The following is a 16,772-nucleotide window of genomic DNA, read 5'->3' as shown; positions in this document are numbered from 1 at the left end:
GCCTAAGAAATCGGTTGTCCGAGCGGACGTTCCGACTTATAGGGCGGAAAGCTCTGGCCGGCACCGATATAGGCAACGCTGCCATCGGGACCGAACAGCGGCACAGCCACCACTTCCAGCAGCCAGTCGTATCCCAGTGTGCGCGCTTTCACATGAGCATAGATTGGCATGGCGGCATGATGGACCATGGTCGCCCCCTTGAGCAGGAAGGGCCGCCAGGCGGGATCGGGATGCTCGTCCAGCCATTTGCCGGTCAACTCATGGCCCAGGCGCTCGACGATATCGGTGCCGACCAGGCGATAGCGGAAGCGCAGCGGATCGGCATGCACTTCCAGCAGTGACAACGAGCCGAGCAGGAAGCGCAGGCGCAGCGGATCGAGGAATTCCTTGCCAAGTGACTGGCCAGATTCACGGGCGTCGAACCACAGTTGCAGGAACTGCCGCACATTGGAGTCCTGTACACTGTCGGCATCGGCGACGAAACCGAGGCTCGGCGTGCCTTGCGGTGTTGTGGTGGAACTCTCGACGTTCATGCTCAGCCTTCGGCGGCCTGTGCCGGCTCTTGCGGCTCGGCGGCAACCTTGTCGATGACCTGCAACAGGGCCTCGGCCGGCTGGGCGCCGGACACACCGTATTTGCGTTCGAAGATGAAGAAGGGCACACCGGTGATGCCCATTTCGCGCGCCATCAGGTCTTCGGACTGGATCACATCGGCATCGCGGCCTTCATCCAGAAGCTGCTTCACCAGCGCGCTATCCATGCCCTCGGCGGCGGCGGCATCGGCCAGCACCTGATGGTCGCCGATATCACGGCCATCGAGGAAATAGAGGCGGAAGAGACGCTCTTTCAGTTCGTTCTGGACGCCCGACGCCAGCGACCAGCGCAGCACGCTATGGGCGGCCAGCGTGTTGGGCGTACGCTTGATGCCGTCGAAATTGAAGGCAATGCCTTCCTTGGCGCCTTCGCCGGACACGCGGGCATAGATTTCCTTGGCCCGGGCCGGGCCGCCGAATTTGGTCTCGACGTATGTCTTACGGTCGATGCCTTCGCGCGGCATGTCCGGGTTGAGCTGGAAGGGCCGCCAGCCGATCTCGAATTCCATGTCCGGCCGCTTGGCCAGGGCCTGTTCGAGGCGGCGCTTGCCGATGAAGCACCAGGGGCAGATGACGTCGGATACGATTTCGATGCGCATGGCCCAACGGTAGCGCAGGCCTGCCGGCCAGACCAGTCCCCGGAGCCCGGGAGCCTTGACCGGGTGGCGGGGACAACCCAGCATCCAAGTCTAGGAAAAGAACGGAGGATTTGATGAGCCAGGGAACCAGCCTGACGGGCAAGGTGGCGGTTGTGACAGGGGCCAGCAGCGGGCTGGGCGAGCGGTTTGCCGAACTTCTGAGCGGGGCCGGGGCGACCGTGGTGCTGGCAGCGCGGCGGACCGAGCGGCTTTCGACCCTGGCAGAGCGGCTGGGGAAAGCAGGCGGCAAGGCCGTCACGGTGAAGCTGGATGTGAATGACCATGCGAATATCCAGGCGGCCTTTGCCGAGGTCGCCGACAAATTTGGCGGCGTCGACATCCTGATCAACAACTCCGGTGTCAGCAGCCAGGGCAAGATTGTCGATGTCACACCCGAAGATTTCGACTTCGCCATGAATACCAATGCCAAAGGCGCCTTCTTTGTGGCGCAGGCGGCGGCCAGGGACATGATCGCCAAGAAGAAGGCTGGCCGGATCATCAACATCGCTTCGGTTGCCGGCCTGAAGGTGCTGAGCCAGCTTTCGGTCTACTGTATGTCGAAGGCGGCCGTGGTTCATATGACCAAGGCGATGGCGCTGGAATGGGGCCGCTACGGGATCAACGTGAACGCGATCTGCCCTGGTTATATTGAGACCGAGATCAACCGCGAACACTGGCAGACGCCGGGCGGGCAGAAGCTGATCGAGATGCTGCCCCGCCGTCGGGTCGGCGACGTCAAGGACCTGGACGGTCTGATCATGCTGCTGGCCTCCGACGAAGCGCGCTTTATCAATGGCGCGATCATTGCCGCCGATGACGGTCTGACTGTAACCTGAGGCCAGACGACATGAGGGCCGCGTGAGCATATCGCCGGAGACGGAAAAGCCGAAAATCCTGGTGCTGTTCGCGCATCCGTACCCGCATCTGTCGCGCGCCAACCGCGCCATGGCCGATGCGGCCCGGGAGCTGCCGCATGTCACGCTTCACGACCTCTACGAGACCTATCCCGATTTCCATATCGACGTGAAACGGGAGCAGGCGCTGCTGACCGACCATGATGTGGTGGTGATGCAGCATCCGTTCTACTGGTATTCCTGTCCGTCGCTGCTGAAGGAATGGATGGACTCCGTGCTTGAATACGGCTGGGCCTATGGCACCGGCGGCGATGCGTTGCGCGGCAAGGAACTGGTGCAGGCGGTATCCACCGGCGGCCCGGATGAGGCCTACCAGGCTGGCGGCTATAACGGCGTCACCATGGCCGAGTTGCTGCGACCCTTCGAGCGCTCGGCCACGCTCTGTGGCATGACCTATCGCGAGCCATTTCTGCTGCAGGGCGTGCGTCTGAAGAAGCAGATCGAGGTCGAGGCCCATGCCGTGGCCTATCGCGACTGGCTCAACGCCTATCCGCATCCCAAGGCCGCCGCAGTCTGCCAGCAGCCGGCCGTGCCGGCCATCGACCGTTAGGCCCCGCCATGGATGGCTTGCTGTTCAATGCGGTGATCTACCTGGCGGCAGCGGTGATCACCGTGCCGATCGCCAAGCGTTTCGGGCTCGGTTCCGTGTTGGGTTACCTGATCGCGGGCATGATCGTCGGTCCCTGGGGTTTGAAGCTGATCACCGATGTCGAAGCGATCCTGCATTTTTCCGAGTTCGGTGTGGTGCTGCTGCTGTTCGTGATCGGTCTGGAACTCAATCCGCGCCGGCTGTGGCAGATGCGCTGGCCCATTCTCGGTCTTGGCGGCGGGCAGGTGGTTGGCAGCACGCTGGCGCTCAGCGGACTGTTCATCCTGCTCGGTTGGTCCTGGCAGGTGGCGCTGGCGGCTGGCCTCGGCCTGTCGTTGTCTTCCACAGCCATCGCATTGCAGCCGCTGACCGAGCGCAACCTGCTCGGCACGCCGGGTGGGCGTTCGGCTTTCTCGATCCTGCTGTTCCAGGATATCGCCGTGATCCCGATGCTGGCGCTGCTGCCATTGCTGGCTGTTGCGCCGGCGGTGAGCGGCCAGAGCGAAGGCTGGGTCGGCGCCCTGAAGGCCATCGCCGCCATCGGCATTATCGTCTTCGGTGGCCGCTATCTGACCCGGCCGCTGTTCCGCATCATCGCCGAGACGGGACTGCGTGAGATCTTTACGGCAACGGCGCTGCTGATCGTGGTCGGTATCGCGCTGATGATGCAGCTGGCCGGTCTGTCCATGGCGCTGGGTGCCTTCCTGGCCGGCGTGCTGCTGGCGGAGTCCGAATATCGGCACGAACTGGAAAGCGACATCGAGCCATTCAAGGGATTGCTGCTCGGTTTGTTTTTCACAGCCGTCGGCATGTCGGTCGATTTCGGACTTTTGGTGTCGAAGCCCGGCACCGTGCTGGGCATGGTGCTGGCGCTGCTGCTGATGAAGGGCGTGGTGCTGTTCGTGATCGGGCGGGCCAACCGGCTGCCCTGGAGCCAGACGGCGCTGTTCACCTTCCTGCTGGCGCAAGGCGGCGAATTCGCCTTCGTGATGTTCGGGGCGGCCTCCGGTTTCGGGATCATGGACGCCGAGACGGTGGCGTTGCTGACCGTTGTGGTGGCGCTGTCGATGGCCAGCGCGCCGCTGCTGGTGGTGTTCAATGACAGGATGATCGAGCCGCGCTTTGTGACCTTCGACGACCGGCCGCATGACGTGCCCGAAGACGAGGGCAATCCGGTGATCATCGCCGGTTTCGGCCGTTTCGGCCAGATCGTGGTGCGTCTGCTTTATGCCAACCGCATCGGTGTCACGGTTCTGGATCACGATCCGGAAATCATCGATACGCTGCGGCGTTTCGACTTCAAGGTCTTTTACGGCGATGCCACGCGGCTTGACCTGCTGGAGGCGGCGGGTGCGGCCAAGGCCAAGGTGCTGGTGGTGGCGGTCGACAGTCAGGAGGCTTCCCTGCAACTGGTCGATCTGGCCAAGCAGCATTTCCCCAACCTGAAGATCGTGGCGCGTGCCCGTGACCTGCCGCATGCCATGGAACTGATGAACCGTGAAGTTCCGGTGATCGAACGCGAGACCTTCCGGTCGGCGCTGCATATCGGCGAAGAGACGCTGAAGGCGCTGGGTCAGTCGGCTTATGCAGCGCGACAGAAGACACTGACCTTCAAGACCCATAACGAACAGCTGCTGCTGCAGCTGCACGCCTATTGGGAAGACGACATGGAGAAGCGGATTTCGCTGCAGCGGCAGGCGCGGGCCCGGCTGCAGCAGAATCTGGAAGCCGACGAAAAGGCCCAGGAGGCCGCGCGCGGCCTCGGCTGGGACCAGGACTGATCTTTAAGCGATATCCATCCGGCGCAGCATCTGCTGGCTTTCGGTGATCACCGTACTGGGACCGAAGGTCATGCGGCCGCTGAACATGCTGGAGAGCTTGTCCATCAGAGTGCTGTAGCGGTTCCAGCTGGCCTGACGCTCGCCGTCATTTTTGCCGGCGTCCCATTCCTTGATATAGGCGCCGCCGATCTGCTGCATGGCCAGATGATCATTCTGTGCCGCGATGTCGCGATAGGTCTGGGCAAAGGCCGGCGATTCCTCTAACAGCTTGGTGATCTCGGCAGCCTTGGGGTGATTACCATCGATCAGGATGCGGCCGCCGGCGCCCACGTTCAGTTCGAGAGGGATGTTCGGATCAATGCCGGCATTGGCCAGACGCTGGTGCAGCTGGTCGGCAAATTCTGCCGTGCGCTTCTGCATCGTGGCGGCAAGTTTATCCAGTCGCACGCTCTTGGCCTTGTCGTCATAGGCGCTGCCGAACAGGGACTTGGCCAGCTGGTCCGGGGTTGGCGCGACACCGTTGGGGGGCGAGGTTTCCTGGGGTTTACCCTGCTTTTCCTTGAGGAAATCCGAGAATTTGGCCGCAATCATCGTGGCCGGCGTATTGCTGGCAACGGTCTGGTGGGCGCTCATGGCGTCGCCGAACGGGCTCTTGGCGGCGGTGGCTGCGATACTCATGGTGATCCCCATCGGTTCAACTCTGATGGGGTAACTGCAAGCCAGGTGCCAGCTTTCAGCCGGTCGCGAGCCTCTTGCGCTGGACCTTGCCATTGGCGGTGCGGGGCAGGCTGGCAATGACGCGCCATTCGCGCGGGCATTTATAGGCAGCGAGCCGGGCCTCGGCATATCGGGCGAGTTCGGCCGGGTCAGGGGTCTGGCCTTCGCGAGGTACGATGAAGGCGGCGATCACCGAGACATCGGCGCGGACCTTCAGTTCAGTGACGGCGATTTCGGCTACGGCCGGATGATCGGCCAGTGCCAGCTCCACTTCCACCGGTGAAACGCGGTAGCCCATGGCATTCATCACGTCGTCGTTGCGGCCGTGATGCCAGAGATAGCCGTCGGCATCCAGGCTGGCGAGGTCACCACCACAGAACCAGTCGCCGCGATAGACCAGCGCTTCTTCCTCCGGCCGGTGCCAGTAGCCGAGCATCAGCGACGGCTCGGAGCGATGTACAGCCAGAAGCCCGGTTTCGCCCATGGGCAATGGCGTCGGATCATCGCTGTCGGCCGACAGGATGGCGACGCGGCGCCCGGCCTGCGGCTTGCCGGGACTGCCGGGCTTGATGGTCATACCCGGACCGGTGGAGATATAGGTTGAGATTTCCGACATCCCGAGCGCCTCGTAGAGCGGCTTGCCGGTGCGGGTCTGCCATTCCTCCAGCAGTGGCGGCGGCAGGGCTTCGCCGGCAGTGGCGCCATGCCGCAAGGCCGATAGGTCATGCGCAGCGAGGTCACAGTATTTCAGAATCTGGCGATACAGCGACGGCACAGCCGCGAAGATGGTGGCGCGATGACGTTCCAGCAGCCTTGGCCAGACCTGGATGTCGCGGGGGCCATTGTAGAGCACGGTGGTGGCGCCGACGGCCCAGGGATCGACCAGGCCGACGCCCAGCGTGTAGGTCCAGTTGAAGGCGCCGGCATGCAGCATCACGTCGCTGTCCTGCAGGCCGAGCCAGCCATGATGCATGGGGCGGCGACCCCAGGCGGCGCGATGGGCATGCAGCACGCCTTTGGGCTTGCCCGTCGTGCCCGAGGTGTAGATCAGATAGGCCGGATCGTCGGCTGCGGTCTCGGCATAGTCGCTCAACGGCGCAAAAGCTTTCAGCGAAGCGAGTCTGGCCGGATCGAGCAGGATGACGTCGGATGGCAGCCTCAGGCCATCGGCGAGATCGGCACTGGCCGCGACGACAGCAGCGCCGGAATTCTCCAGTAGATAGTCGGCTTCGGCTGCTGTGAGTTGCGCGCTGGACGGCAGCGCCACATACCCGGCCGCCATGGTGGCGAAATAGGTCAGCGCGTAATCGGCATCGTTGGCCATGCGGATCATGATGCGGCTGCCGGCGGGCAGGCCCAGCGATTGCAGCCCGGCCGCCAGCCGGCGCACAGCCAGATCGGCCTCGGCGAAGGTGAGGCGGGTCTCGCCGGACTCTCCCACGAGGATCATCGCCGTCTTGTCGCCGCGCCGTCGGGCATTCTCGGCCAGGCAGTAGTGCGCGATGTTGAACCGTGTCGGGACAGGCTCCCTGGTCATGCGGTCTGCCCCGGTTTGGCATCGGGGGTGCGCAGGTAGAAGAGCAGGGCGGAGAGGAGGATCGCGCCCTGGATTCCGAAGATGATCCGATAATCAGTTTCGGTCGGCACCTGGCCCTTCGGGGCCAGTCGTCCCATCAGGAAGCCGGTCAGAATCTGCTGGAAGGCGCCACCGCCCATGGTGCCGATATTCAGTGTGGTGATGGCGCGGCCAGCCAGCGCGGCGGGAAACACCGAACTGGCATGGGCAAAGATCATGACGATGCAGCCGTTCATCACGCCCATGAAGGTGAACAGGGCCGTGATGACAAAGACGCTGAGACCGGGCACGGCCACGATGACGGCGAGGCAGACAAGCTGCGCGCCAAGCCCGACAGCCAGCAGCCATTTGCGGGTATTGAACACGCGATCCAGCGGACCCCAGATGAAATAGCCGCCGGCTGCGCCCAGTGCCATGAAGACCAGCACATTGCCACGCGCCTTGGCGTCCATGCCATGCACGTCATGCAAATAGGGACCACCCCACAGGCCGAGGATGGTGATGAAGGTGGCGTAGGCGCAAAAAATGATGGCGAAGAGATACGGGAAAGCCGGATGGCGGATGATCGCGCTGATGCCGCGCAAGGCCTGTCCCAGCGTTTCACCGGACGGTTTCACCTTTTCCGGTGCGGGATGATCCTTGATCGCCCAGAGTGACAACAGGATCAGTGCCACGGTGATCGCGGCAGTGAGATAGAAGGCCGAGCGCCAGCCGTAAGCGGCCGTGAACCAGGCCAGTGGTGCGGTGGAGGCCACGACGCCGAGATTGCCCACAGCGATCAGGATGCCGGACATGGTGGCGAAGCGATCGGCCGGGAACCATCGGGAGAACAGCACCATCGGTCCAGTGAGTAGGGCTGCACAGCCGAACCCCAGCACCACGCGCGCCAGGCTAAGTTCGGTCAGATTGCGGCCATGGGCAAAAGCAATCGCGCCGATGAAGGCGATGCACAGCGTCGCAATGATGGTGCGGCGCGGGCCCCAGCGGTCCAGCGCGATGCCGACCGGTAGCTGACTGACCGAGAAGGTCAGGAAGAAGGCGCCGGTCAGGATGCCCAGGTCCTCCGGCGTCAGCAGTAGCTCGGTCATCAGATCGGGTCCGATGACGGCATTGGCCGAACGGTAGAACTGGCTGATGGTGTAACTCAGGCAGGCGCACAGCAGGATGCGCCAGGCGACGGGCATTGGGGCCTCTTGATCCGAATCTCGGGCGGCGGTTGATCCGAGTTTAAATCATTTCGGGCTGCAGGGTAGCTGCAGAGTCAGCCGGTTGGCAGACCGATAGCGGCACCGGCATGGCTGATCATGCGGGTGGCGGCCTCGAACTGCATGAGGTCCTCGCCGATCAGGACCGGTCCGGCGTAATCGGCGCGGACCTCGGCCAGCAGGCTGGCCCGGTCGAACTCGACCGGGACGAAGTGGTTGAGGATCAGGCAATGCGCCCGGGCCTGCGCCGCGACCTTGCCCACCTCGGTCGACAGCGTGTGGTAGCTGGCGACATTGGCGACGGTTTCCGGTGTACGGACGCCGGGCAGCAGCAGCATCTCCCGGTGTATGAAGCATTCATGCACGATGGCATCGGCATCCCGGGCGGCCTCGATCAGTTCCGGACAGAAAGCCGTGTCACCGCTGAAGGCCACCTTGTGCTTGCCGTTCATGAAGACATAGCCGAAGGCGGCTTTGACCGGCTGGTGCCGGACAGCCACGGCTGTCACGGTCAGATCGCCATCCCGGATGATTGCGCCGGGTTCGACTTCAGTGATGTCGAGTTCCAGCGCCGTGGTGGAAGGGCGTTTCTCATGGGCGATGCGCTGGTCGAGCTCGGGCTTCCACAGGGCCATCAGGCCGTTCAGGTATTGCCGGGTGCCGGCCGGGCCATAGATGCGCTGGGGCCGGTCGCGGCCCTGATGCCAGCTGGAGATGATCAGCTGGAACAGGTCGATGATATGGTCGGAGTGCAGGTGGGTCAGCAGCACGGCGTCGATCTGCTTGCCGGATGTACCGGCGGCGATCAGTCGCTGGGTGACGCCTGACCCGCAGTCGATCAGGAAGCGGCGCTCGCCCCAGGTCAGCAGGCTGGAGGGCCCATAACGGCTGGTCGAAACCTGCGGACAGCCAGTGCCGAGCAGGGTGACGCGCATGGATCAGCGCAGGCGCAGGATCGGCACTGGCGCACCGGCCTTCAGGGCCGGGGCCAGCGGTGGCCGCACGATCAGGCAGTCGGCCTGGCTCAGCAGGCGCAGCATCGAGCTGTCCTGCCGGGTGAAGCTGCTGGCGACCAGGCGGCCGTCCTCCTGCTTCAGCGTTGCGCGCAGGTAGTCCTCGCGCTTGTCATTTTCGTTTAAATCTGTCCCGTTAACAGCTGTTTCAAAACGGATTTCCCAATTCAGGCCCAACATGCCCCGCAGGGCTGGCAGCAGGAAATTATAGCCACAGACGATGGCGGAAACCGGGTTGCCCGGGAGGCCGAGCAAGGGCACCGTACCGCGGCCGCCCAGGTCAGCCCGACCGAACATCAGCGGTTTGCCGGGCCGCATGGCGATCTTCCAGAAGTCGATGCCGGTGCCGTCGCCACCCAGGATTTTATGGATCAGGTCGTGCTCACCGACACTGGCGCCGCCGAGCGTCAGCAGCAGGTCGCAGCCGGCAGCAGCAGCAGCCTTGGCGCGCAGGTCGGCTTCGGTGTCTCGGGCGATACCCAGATCAATGGCGCTGCCGCCATGCATGTCGATCAGGGCGCAGAGTGCGATGTTGTTGGAACTGACGATCTGGTTCGGGCCGATCGGCTCGCCGGGGCGGGCCAGTTCGTCGCCGGTCGCCAGCACGGCGATGCGCGGTTTGCGGCGGACGGCGAGCCAGGGCACGTTCATGGCGGCGGCGACGCCGATATCGGCCGGGCTGAGCTGTGTGCCGGCTTTGAGCAGGATTTGCCCTTCGGCGAAATCCAGACCGGCCTTGCGGATCCACTGGCCGGGCTTGGGCGCTTCACGGACGGTGAGGCGGCCGTCGCTGCCCAGATCGGCGTCTTCCTGGATCACGATGGCATCGGCACCATCGGGGATCGGCGCACCTGTGAAGATGCGGACGCATTCGCCAGGACCGACGCGGCCCTCATGGCGACCGCCGGCAGCGGCGGCGCCGACGGGCTTCAGGATCGCAGGAATGGTGGCGAGGTCAGCCTGACGACAGGCCCAACCATCCATGGCGCTGACATCGAAGGGTGGCTGGGTGCGGCGGGCGGCGACGTCTTCGGCCAGCACGCGGCCGGCAGCGGCGGTGAGGGCGACGGTTTCCGGCGGCATGACCGGCAGGGCGGCAACGATACGGGCGCGGGCTTCGGTGACCGCCAGCATGACTCAGGCCGCGTTGAAGTCGCCGGACTTACCGCCGGATTTGTGCAGGAGCTTCACATCGGTGATCTGCATGCCGCGATCCACCGCCTTGGCCATGTCATAGACGGTGAGCGCTGCGACGCTGGCAGCAGTGAGGGCTTCCATCTCGACGCCGGTGCGGCCTTTCAGCTTGCAGGTGGCGACGATATCGATGGCATTCCCTTTGGTGTCGGGCGTCAGCTCCACCGTCACCTGGCTGAGCGCCAGCGGGTGGCAGAGCGGGATCAGGTCAGACGTTTTTTTGGCGGCCATGATGCCGGCGATGCGCGCCGTGGCCAGCACGTCGCCTTTGGCGGCCTGGCCCGACAGGATAAGGTCCAGCGTCGCTTTCTGCATCAGCACGCGCGCACTGGCCTTGGCCACGCGCTCAGTCTCGGCCTTGGTCGACACATCGACCATATGGGCCTCACCGGCAGCATTCAGATGGGTCAGCTTGTCGCTCACGCCGCTAGCTCCTTGCCAGTCAGCAGCAGTCGCGTGGCGGATTCCACATCAGGTTGCCGCATCAGGCTTTCACCGACCAGGAAGCAGCGCGCGCCGCATTGTGCCATGCGGTCAAGATCGGTTTTGGTGTAGAGGCCCGATTCCGCCACCAGCATCTTGCCGGCCGGCACGCGGGCAGCCAGCGCTTCGGTGTTAGCGATGTCGATTTCGAGCGTCTTCAGGTTGCGGTTGTTCACGCCGAGCAGCGGGCTCTTCAGCTTCAGTGCGCGCTCCATTTCTTCGGCGTCGTGCACTTCCACGAGAACGTCGAGGCCGTAATCGCCAGCAACCGCTTCGAGTTCCGTAGCCTGCGCATCACTCAGTGCCGCCATGATGATCAGGATGCAATCCGCGCCCATCGCGCGCGCCTCGACCACCTGATAGGGATCGAGCATGAAATCCTTGCGCAGGATTGGCAGGTCGACGGCGGCGCGCACCTGACGCAGGTAATCGTCGCTGCCCTGGAAATACGGCACGTCAGTGAGTACCGACAGGCAGGTCGCGCCGCCAGCGGCATAGGCGCGGGCCAGCGCCGGCGGGTCGAAATCGGCACGGATCAGGCCCTTGGAGGGCGAAGCTTTCTTGATCTCGGCGATCAGGGCGTAGCGACCGGCATCGGCCGTGGCTTGCAGCGCGCGGGCAAAGCCGCGCGGAGCCTTGGTCGCTCGCGCTTGCTGTTCCAGCTGCGGCAGCGGCACGGCTTTCTTGCTGGTGGCGATATGCACCAGCTTATCGGCATTGATCTTGGTCAGCACATCGCTCATGACGACTTCTTCTCATCCGCGTCCGGATCGGCCGGCGGAGGTTCATGGGTGATTTCAATCAGGCGGGCCAATGCTGCGCGGGCCTTGCCGCTGTCGATAGCCTGGGCCGCCTGGGCGACGCCCTCGCGCAGGTCTTTCGCCTTGTCGGCGATCATCAGTGCGGCAGCAGCGTTCATCAGCACAATATCGCGGAATGCACCGGGCGTCCCATTCAGAACGCCACGCAACGCCACGGCATTGGCGGTTGGCTCGTCGCCCTTCAGGTCGTCCATACGCGCGCGCGGCAGGCCGGCATCTTCCGGCGTGATCTCGAAATGGCGCAGCTTGCCGCCAGCCATTTCCGACACATAGGTCGGGCCGGTGGTGGTGATCTCGTCGAGGCCATCGGAGCCATGCACGACCCAGACTTTTTCCGCGCCGACCTTGCCCATCACCTCAGCCAGCGGCTGCACCCACTGGCGATCGAACACGCCGATCAACTGGCGCTTCACCAGGGCCGGGTTGCTCAAGGGGCCGAGGAGGTTGAAAATGGTGCGCGTGCCGAGTTCAACGCGGGTCGGGCCGACATGGCGCATCGCACCGTGATGGCGCGGGGCCATCAGGAAGCCGACACCGGCCTCGGCAATGGCTTTCTCGATCAGGCGGAAGTCGCAGTCGATATTGACGCCCAGGGCGGTCAGCACATCGGCCGCACCAGTCTTGGACGACACGGCGCGGTTGCCATGCTTGGCCACCGGCACACCACAGCCAGCCAGCACGAAGGCCGAGCAGGTCGAGACATTCCAGGTGCCCTTGACGTCGCCGCCGGTGCCGACAATGTCGATGGCGTCGGCTGGCGCCTTCACGCCATGGACCTTGGCGCGCATGGTCAGTGCACCACCGGTGATCTCTTCCACGGTTTCGCCGCGCACGCGCAGCGCCATCAGGAAAGCGCCCATCTGCGACGGTGTGGCGTTGCCCGACATCATGACATCAAAGGCCAGGCGCGCATCGTCGACGCTGAGCCGTGCGCCGCCGGCCACCAGACCCAGCAGCCGTTTGAAATCCGTAATATCCCCGCTCATGCCGCCTGTCCGCGCTCCGCAATCGTCTTCACCGGCAGGCCGCAATAGCGCACAAAATTACCCAGCATCGCAAGGCCGTGCTCGGACGCGATGCTCTCGGGATGGAACTGCACGCCATGGATCGGCAGGTCATGGTGGCTAAGCCCCATGATCACGCCGTCTTCCGCGCGGGCTGTCACCTTCAGACTGTTCGGCAGGCTCGCCGGGTCGACCGTCAGGGAGTGATAGCGCGTGGCCAGGAAATCCTGGGGCAGGCCAGTAAAGATACTTTCGCCAGTATGGTTGATGCGGCTCATCTTGCCGTGCAGGGGCTTGGGCGCCCGCACCACCTTGCCGCCGAAGGCCTGACCGATGGCCTGATGGCCGAGGCAGACCCCGAAGAGCGGCAGGCGGGTCTCGGCTGCCTTGTCGATCATGGCCAGACAAATACCGGCCCGGTCGGGGTCGCAGGGACCGGGGGACAGCACCACGCCGGCGGGCTTGAGCGCCAGGATCGCCTCGGGCGTGGTTTCATCGTTACGGAAGACCTTCACATCGGCGCCGATCTGGCCGAAGTAATGCACAAGGTTCCAGGTGAAGCTGTCGTAGTTGTCGATCAGGACGAGCATGGGCCGATTTCCTCTGGACCGGCAGCCTAACATGACGATGCTGCATCGCGCCACGGCCTGACACCCGTAATGCTAGTACACTAAAGAAGGTTTTCATTGGGAATCATGGGCTTGCGGGGACGGTAAAAACCCAGAACAATCGGGCCCTCTGAAGAATCGGAAGGAAAGTGCCATGGCTGATATGCAGCCGCTCAAGCAGCAGAGGGGCGGAATTCGCCAGCGCCTCTATATGGCCGTCGGTGCCATCGCCTCTTTCGCCCTGATTTCGGCGGCCGCGGGCTGGTTTGCCCTGTCCCGTCTGGACAGCGCCATCACCACAGTGACGGATGAAGGCGTGACCTCGGTTGTGGCAGCGTTGGCGCTGGCCGAGCGTGTCGCGGACCTGGCCGGTGCAGCTCCCGATCTGGTTTCGGCCAGCACGGAGGCCGAGATCACAGCCACGGCCGCTGACATTAAGACCCGTGAATCCGAGATTCGATCGGTGCTCGATCTGGTGTCATTCCGGGTCACCGGTGCGCGGCTGGAAGAAATCAAGAAGGAGACGGATGGCCTGCTGGCCAATATCGGTCGTCTGCAGCAGCTGGTCAGCGCCCGCATCCGGATCACGGTTCAGCGCGAGGCCGAAACACAGGAACTGGCGAAGGCCCATGCCAATTTCCTGCAATTCGCAAATCCCCTGATCGATGATGCCGTGACCGACCTGGCCGGCAGCATGTCGACCGTGACACGAAGTGGTGATCTCAGCCGCATCGAACGGTCGCTGACCCGCATGGCCAACAACGATGTGATGCTGGTGCAGGCCACAGCCACGCTGATCGGTGAAGTCAACAATGCCGTTGGTCAACTGGCAGTCGGTGCACAGGCCGGTACGCGTGCCGAGCTGGAAGCGTCGGCGAAGCGCTTCGTCACGACATCGGAGCGTGTCGCCAAAGCGCTGGTGGTGGTCGAGAAGATCAACCCGCATCCTGAACTCAGCAAGGCGACCAAGACAGTCCTTGGTTACGGCGATGATGGCTCGGGCCTGTTCAGTTTCCGGGAGCAGGAGCTGGACTCTCTCGAGTATGCCCGCTCGACCCTGAAAACCAGTCGTGATGCGGCCAAACGCCTGGGTGATGTGACGCAAAAGGTTGTCGATGATGCCAATCTGGAAGTTGCTGAAGCAACCAATAGTGCCAAGAACAGCAGCCGCACCGGCAAGATGATCCTCATCGCCGTGGCGCTCGCCAGTCTGGGCGCAGCCTTCTTGGTTGGCTGGCTCTACATCAGCCGCCAGGTTGCCGATCCACTGACGGCATTGACCGGTGTGATGGATCGCCTGTCCAACCGCGAATGGGCCACTGAAGTGCCGGCCCGTACGCGCGGCGATGAAATCGGCGCCATGGCGCGTGCCGTGCAGGTGTTCAAGGAAAACGGCCTGCAGAACGAAGAGCTGCAGCAGGAAGTCGAGCGTAACCGCCAGAGCGCCGAAGAACAGCGTCAAGCGCAGGAACAGTTGCTGGACCGCGCGGTTGGCGAGGTCGTCGGTGCGGCTGCCGGCGGCGACCTCACAGCCCGCATCGACACCAGTCAGTTGGATGGCATGATGGCCCGGCTGGGCGAGCGCATGAACGGCATGCTGGAGACGGTGGAAAATGTGTTCGGCAATCTGGGCGATGCACTGGGCGCCATGGCAGACGGCGACTTCACGCATCGTATTGCCGCGAACTATCAGGGAGTCTACGACCGTCTGAAACAGGACGCCAATCGTACCGCGCAGCAGCTGGCTGAAACGGTCGGCCGCGTCACCGGCGCCGCCTCGACGGTGCGCGATGCAGCCACCGAAATTTCCAGCGGCAGTAACGACCTGGCGCAACGCACCGAACAACAGGCTGCCAGTCTTGAAGAAACGGCGGCATCGATGCACCAGATCACCGCCACGGTGAAGCAGAATGCCGATAATGCCGAGGCCGCCAACGGTCTGGCCGCCACCGCACGCAACACGGCTGAAAAGGGCGGCAGCGTCGTGCAGCAGGCAGTCGAGGCGGTCAGCCGGATCGAGGGCAGTGCCCAGAAGATCAGTGACATTGTCGGCCTGATCGACGAGATCGCCTTCCAGACCAACCTTCTGGCCCTGAACGCCAGCGTCGAGGCGGCCCGCGCCGGCGAGGCCGGCAAGGGCTTTGCGGTGGTGGCGCAGGAGGTGCGGGCCCTGGCGCAGCGATCGGCCGATGCTTCCCATGAGATCAAGAGCCTGATTCAGGCCAGCACCGGTGAGGTGCGGGAAGGGGCCCGGCTGGTCAAGCAGACCGGCGAAACCCTTGCCGACATTGTCACGGCAGTGAAAAAAGTCGCCGATATTGTGGGGGAAATATCCTCGGCCAGTCGTGAGCAGGCCGTCGGCCTGGAAGAGGTGAACACGGCGGTCTCGAATATGGACGAGATGACCCAGCGCAATGGTGCCCTGGTGGAGCAGACCACGGCCTCGGCCACGGCCATGGCCCGGCAGGCCCAGGAATTGGCTGATTTAGTGGGTCAATTCCGGGTTTAGGGGGACAATTTAACTATTGAACCCGCCGGCTGGCGCGTTATACCCATCACCATCTTTCACTGATGGAGGTCGACATGGCCACGGATGCCATTCGGGTCGCGATTTTGGGTGCCAGCGGGTATACGGGTGCGGAGCTGCTTCGCATCATCCTGCGTCATCCGCGCATCCGTGTGGTGGCCCTGACCGCAGACCGCAAGGCCGGCGAGGGGATCGATACGGTCTTCCCGCAATTCACCGGCCTCAATCTGCCGAAGCTGATCACCATCAAGGAGGTCGACTGGAGCGGCGTGGATGCCGTCTTCTGCGCCTTGCCGCACGGCACCACGCAGGAGGTGATCGCCGGCCTGCCGACGCACCTGAAGATCATCGATCTGTCGGCTGACTTCCGGCTTCGGAATCTGGACGAATACGCCAAGTGGTACGGCCACGAACATCTGGCGCCGAAGCTGCAGAATGAGGCCGTCTATGGCCTGACCGAGATGTATCGCGACAAGGTTGCCAAGGCACGGCTGGTGGCCAATCCGGGTTGCTATCCGACCTCGGCACAGTTGCCGCTGATGCCGCTGCTGGAAGCCGGTCAGATTGATGCCGATGATATTGTGATCGACGCCAAGTCGGGTGTTTCTGGCGCCGGCCGCGCACTCAAGGAAGGCTCGCTGTATTGCGAAGCTGCCGAGGGTACGCATGCCTATGGCATTGGCTCTCACCGGCATGGCCCTGAGATCGAGCAGATTCTGGCGGACGCCTCCGGTCAGCCGATGGTGGTGAACTTCACGCCGCATCTGATGCCGATGAATCGCGGCATGCTGGCCAGCATCTATGTGAAGACCAAGCCGGGTGTCAGCGTCGACGACCTGCGCACCACGCTGCTGAAGCGGTATGCCGAGGAACCCTTCGTGCAGATTCTGCCGCAGGGTGTCTCGCCGCAGACCCGCCATGTACGCGGCACCAATGCCTGCCACATCGGCATCTTTGCCGATCGCATCAAGGGGCGGGCGATGATCTTCTCGGCCATCGACAACCTGATGAAGGGTGCCAGTGGCCAGGCGGTGCAGAACTTCAACGTGATGTATGGCCTGCCGGAGACCACCGGCCTGGATCAGATCGCCCTGTTCCCCTGAGAAACT

At 63.6% G+C, this 16,772-nt stretch carries 16 protein-coding genes; 5 read left to right on the top strand and 11 right to left on the bottom strand.

The annotated features are described in order from the left end of the window. Positions 1–2: 2 nt before the first annotated feature. Complete coding sequence (locus AC1RRE_RS19190) at positions 3–533, bottom strand: PAS domain-containing protein (RefSeq protein WP_492983492.1); 531 nt, start codon at positions 531–533, stop codon at positions 3–5. 2 nt (positions 534–535) lie between these two features. Then, entirely contained in the window at positions 536–1,192 is a 657-nt protein-coding gene (locus AC1RRE_RS19185) for a DsbA family oxidoreductase (RefSeq protein WP_492983490.1), read from the bottom strand. Between the two features lie 113 nt (positions 1,193–1,305). On the opposite strand from AC1RRE_RS19185, the gene AC1RRE_RS19180 reads away from it, so the two are divergent. The 3 genes from AC1RRE_RS19180 to kefC are packed head-to-tail and all read left to right on the top strand — an operon-like array spanning position 1,306 to position 4,515. Beyond that, complete coding sequence (locus AC1RRE_RS19180; RefSeq protein ID WP_492983488.1) at positions 1,306–2,067, top strand: SDR family oxidoreductase; 762 nt, start codon at positions 1,306–1,308, stop codon at positions 2,065–2,067. Between the two features lie 22 nt (positions 2,068–2,089). Further along, positions 2,090–2,695, top strand: a complete 606-nt coding sequence (kefF, locus tag AC1RRE_RS19175; RefSeq protein WP_492983486.1) for a glutathione-regulated potassium-efflux system oxidoreductase KefF — start codon at positions 2,090–2,092, stop codon at positions 2,693–2,695. An 8-nt stretch (positions 2,696–2,703) separates the two neighbouring features. Further along, complete coding sequence (gene kefC / locus AC1RRE_RS19170; RefSeq protein WP_492983484.1) at positions 2,704–4,515, top strand: glutathione-regulated potassium-efflux system protein KefC; 1,812 nt, start codon at positions 2,704–2,706, stop codon at positions 4,513–4,515. 3 nt (positions 4,516–4,518) lie between these two features. On the opposite strand, the gene AC1RRE_RS19165 is transcribed toward kefC, so the two are convergent. From AC1RRE_RS19165 to AC1RRE_RS19125, 9 genes are all read right to left on the bottom strand, one after another. Beyond that, on the bottom strand, positions 4,519–5,193 hold the full coding sequence (locus AC1RRE_RS19165) for a hypothetical protein (RefSeq protein WP_492983482.1): 675 nt from the start codon (positions 5,191–5,193) through the stop codon (positions 4,519–4,521). 55 nt (positions 5,194–5,248) lie between these two features. Further along, positions 5,249–6,769, bottom strand: coding sequence for an acetate--CoA ligase (locus tag AC1RRE_RS19160; RefSeq protein WP_492983480.1), 1,521 nt, complete (start codon positions 6,767–6,769; stop codon positions 5,249–5,251). Continuing rightward, positions 6,766–7,992 carry an MFS transporter gene (locus AC1RRE_RS19155; RefSeq protein ID WP_492983478.1) on the bottom strand — a complete coding sequence of 409 codons (1,227 nt, stop codon included), beginning with the start codon at positions 7,990–7,992 and terminating at the stop codon, positions 6,766–6,768. The genes AC1RRE_RS19160 and AC1RRE_RS19155 overlap by 4 nt, the downstream gene beginning before the upstream one ends. A 77-nt stretch (positions 7,993–8,069) precedes the next feature. Next, positions 8,070–8,948 (bottom strand): MBL fold metallo-hydrolase, encoded by an 879-nt coding sequence (locus AC1RRE_RS19150; protein ID WP_492983476.1) that lies wholly within the window; start codon positions 8,946–8,948, stop codon positions 8,070–8,072. 3 nt (positions 8,949–8,951) lie between these two features. Then, the gene (locus tag AC1RRE_RS19145) at positions 8,952–10,160 is read right to left on the bottom strand and encodes a molybdopterin molybdotransferase MoeA (protein WP_492983475.1); all 1,209 of its coding nucleotides are present in this window, start codon (positions 10,158–10,160) and stop codon (positions 8,952–8,954) included. 3 nt (positions 10,161–10,163) lie between these two features. Further along, entirely contained in the window at positions 10,164–10,685 is a 522-nt protein-coding gene (gene moaC, locus AC1RRE_RS19140; RefSeq protein ID WP_492983597.1) for a cyclic pyranopterin monophosphate synthase MoaC, read from the bottom strand. Then, complete coding sequence (gene trpC / locus AC1RRE_RS19135) at positions 10,640–11,446, bottom strand: indole-3-glycerol phosphate synthase TrpC (protein ID WP_492983473.1); 807 nt, start codon at positions 11,444–11,446, stop codon at positions 10,640–10,642. The genes moaC and trpC overlap by 46 nt, the downstream gene beginning before the upstream one ends. Then, a complete protein-coding gene (trpD, locus tag AC1RRE_RS19130; protein WP_492983471.1) occupies positions 11,443–12,510 on the bottom strand; it encodes an anthranilate phosphoribosyltransferase in 1,068 nt (355 codons plus the stop codon). The genes trpC and trpD overlap by 4 nt, the downstream gene beginning before the upstream one ends. Beyond that, a complete protein-coding gene (locus tag AC1RRE_RS19125; RefSeq protein WP_492983469.1) occupies positions 12,507–13,118 on the bottom strand; it encodes an anthranilate synthase component II in 612 nt (203 codons plus the stop codon). Before AC1RRE_RS19125 ends, trpD begins: the two co-directional genes overlap by 4 nt. Before the next feature lie 172 nt (positions 13,119–13,290). Here AC1RRE_RS19125 and AC1RRE_RS19120 point away from each other — a divergent pair, with 172 nt between their 5' ends. Both AC1RRE_RS19120 and argC read left to right on the top strand, forming a co-directional pair. Further along, the gene (locus AC1RRE_RS19120; RefSeq protein ID WP_492983467.1) at positions 13,291–15,645 is read left to right on the top strand and encodes a methyl-accepting chemotaxis protein; all 2,355 of its coding nucleotides are present in this window, start codon (positions 13,291–13,293) and stop codon (positions 15,643–15,645) included. Between the two features lie 74 nt (positions 15,646–15,719). Beyond that, positions 15,720–16,766, top strand: a complete 1,047-nt coding sequence (gene argC / locus AC1RRE_RS19115) for an N-acetyl-gamma-glutamyl-phosphate reductase (protein WP_492983465.1) — start codon at positions 15,720–15,722, stop codon at positions 16,764–16,766. Positions 16,767–16,772: the final 6 nt, after the last annotated feature.

It is taken from the genome of Ferrovibrio sp. GW821-FHT12D07, assembly GCF_058807275.1.
Note: the sequence above shows the minus strand (reverse complement) of the source record. Positions and strands in the feature narration are given on the sequence as shown.

What these genes read in the sequence shown, in the direction of transcription:
- AC1RRE_RS19180 (WP_492983488.1), top strand. Translation starts at nt 1,306, where the DNA reads ATGAGCCAGGGAACCAGCCTGACGGGCAAGGTGGCGGTTGTGACAGGG.
- AC1RRE_RS19165 (WP_492983482.1), bottom strand. Translation starts at nt 5,193, where the DNA reads ATGAGTATCGCAGCCACCGCCGCCAAGAGCCCGTTCGGCGACGCCATG.
- AC1RRE_RS19155 (WP_492983478.1), bottom strand. Translation starts at nt 7,992, where the DNA reads ATGCCCGTCGCCTGGCGCATCCTGCTGTGCGCCTGCCTGAGTTACACC.
- trpD (WP_492983471.1), bottom strand. Translation starts at nt 12,510, where the DNA reads ATGAGCGGGGATATTACGGATTTCAAACGGCTGCTGGGTCTGGTGGCC.
- AC1RRE_RS19145 (WP_492983475.1), bottom strand. Translation starts at nt 10,160, where the DNA reads ATGCTGGCGGTCACCGAAGCCCGCGCCCGTATCGTTGCCGCCCTGCCG.
- AC1RRE_RS19120 (WP_492983467.1), top strand. Translation starts at nt 13,291, where the DNA reads ATGGCTGATATGCAGCCGCTCAAGCAGCAGAGGGGCGGAATTCGCCAG.
- trpC (WP_492983473.1), bottom strand. Translation starts at nt 11,446, where the DNA reads ATGAGCGATGTGCTGACCAAGATCAATGCCGATAAGCTGGTGCATATC.
- argC (WP_492983465.1), top strand. Translation starts at nt 15,720, where the DNA reads ATGGCCACGGATGCCATTCGGGTCGCGATTTTGGGTGCCAGCGGGTAT.
- AC1RRE_RS19160 (WP_492983480.1), bottom strand. Translation starts at nt 6,769, where the DNA reads ATGACCAGGGAGCCTGTCCCGACACGGTTCAACATCGCGCACTACTGC.
- kefC (WP_492983484.1), top strand. Translation starts at nt 2,704, where the DNA reads ATGGATGGCTTGCTGTTCAATGCGGTGATCTACCTGGCGGCAGCGGTG.
- AC1RRE_RS19150 (WP_492983476.1), bottom strand. Translation starts at nt 8,948, where the DNA reads ATGCGCGTCACCCTGCTCGGCACTGGCTGTCCGCAGGTTTCGACCAGC.
- AC1RRE_RS19125 (WP_492983469.1), bottom strand. Translation starts at nt 13,118, where the DNA reads ATGCTCGTCCTGATCGACAACTACGACAGCTTCACCTGGAACCTTGTG.
- AC1RRE_RS19190 (WP_492983492.1), bottom strand. Translation starts at nt 533, where the DNA reads ATGAACGTCGAGAGTTCCACCACAACACCGCAAGGCACGCCGAGCCTC.
- AC1RRE_RS19185 (WP_492983490.1), bottom strand. Translation starts at nt 1,192, where the DNA reads ATGCGCATCGAAATCGTATCCGACGTCATCTGCCCCTGGTGCTTCATC.